Annotated in this window: 1 protein-coding gene; it reads left to right on the plus strand. The window is 61.2% G+C overall.

Annotated elements, in window-relative coordinates:
* Positions 1-1340: NAD(P)/FAD-dependent oxidoreductase (locus NW819_RS11920; RefSeq protein ID WP_414413874.1), on the plus strand; the 1340-nt coding region annotated here is incomplete at its 5' end.
* Between the last annotated feature and the right edge of the window lie 79 nt (positions 1341-1419).

The following is a 1419-nucleotide window of genomic DNA, read 5'->3' on the forward strand; positions in this document are numbered from 1 at the left end:
TTCAGCGTAAATGTATCAGCATGGGCAAAGTTGTCATCATTGGGGCGGGGCTGGCCGGCTTGGCTTGCGCCAAAGTGCTGAGCCAGGCGGGGTGGAGGGATGTCCTGGTTCTGGAAAAAAGCGACGGCCCTGGGGGGCGGGTGCGTACCGACAAGGTGGATGGCTTTCGCCTGGATCGCGGTTTTCAGGTGCTGTTCACCGCCTATCCCAAAGTGCGACAGCATTTGGATCTGGGCAAGCTCGATCCCCGTCCCTACCGGCCCGGCGCTATTTTGGCTCAACCCGGTCGCTGCTGGCTGTTGGGGGATCCCCTACGGGATCTGTCCAGCCTTCTCCCCTCTTTGCTCAACCCCTTGGCCAGCTTTGGGGACAAGCTCAAGGTGCTGCAATTGCGATCCGAGCTGGCGCGCCGCAGCCCGGAGCAGGTTTTTCAAGAAGGGCTAGGGGGATCCGATTGCTCGCTGCGGGAGTTTCTGGAGCAGTACGGCTTTTCCCAACAGATCTGCCAGCACTTTTTCTACCCCTTTTTCCGCGGGATCCTTCTAGATCCGGATCTGGGCAGTAGCGCCCGCCTCTTTGCCTTTTATTTCAAGATGATGGCCGAGGGATCCATTGTCACCCCGGCCTTGGGCATGGGAGAACTGGCCCGACAACTGGCCGGTCACCTGTCCCCCGAACAGATTCGCTACCAAACCCCGGTGGAGCGCATCCTGGCAGAAGACGGGAAAGTGCGCGGGATCCGCACCGCCAAGGGTGAAGAGATCCCTGCCGAGTGGGTAGTTTGTGCTACTGATGCCCCTCAGGCACGGGCCTGGCAGGCGGAGCTGTGCCCTCAAGCCCCCACCCCCATTCCCACCCAGGGGCGAGCGGTGACCTGTCTCTACTTCTGCGCCCCCTTTTCCCTCAGCCGCGGCGCCTACTTGTACCTCAACGCCACCGGCCAGGGCTGGATCAACCATTGGGTCCAACTTACCCGCATCAGCCCGGCGCTGGCTCCTCCTGGCCAACACCTGTATTCGGTGGTGGTGCTAGGGGATCCCCCCTTGAGGGACGAGGAACTGGCCCAAGCCTGCCGGGCCGAGCTGCAAACTTACTTCCCCGTCGCGGCAGCGTCGCGTAGCGATAAAGCCCCCTTGGAGCAACTGCGCCTGCTGCGGGTGTACCGGATCCCTTTTGCCCAGTTTGTACAACCCCCCGGCTTTCAGCAGCATCTGGTTCCCACCTTTAGCGGCCTGCCGGGCCTCCTTTGGGCCGGGGAATACACCCACCAGAGCAGCCTCGAGGGATCCCTGCGCAGCGGCGAACAGGCAGCAGCATGGATCCTGCAAAAATCGGCCTAGATCTGTAAAAAAAAGCAATGTAGACTTTCTTAACTCTACTCCCCGAACCAAAGCCGGGATCCCGTGGTATGAAGGGGGT

The organism is Synechococcus sp. R8-2 (genome assembly GCF_047461715.1).
Classification (GTDB): Bacteria; Cyanobacteriota; Cyanobacteriia; order Thermostichales; family Thermostichaceae; genus Thermostichus.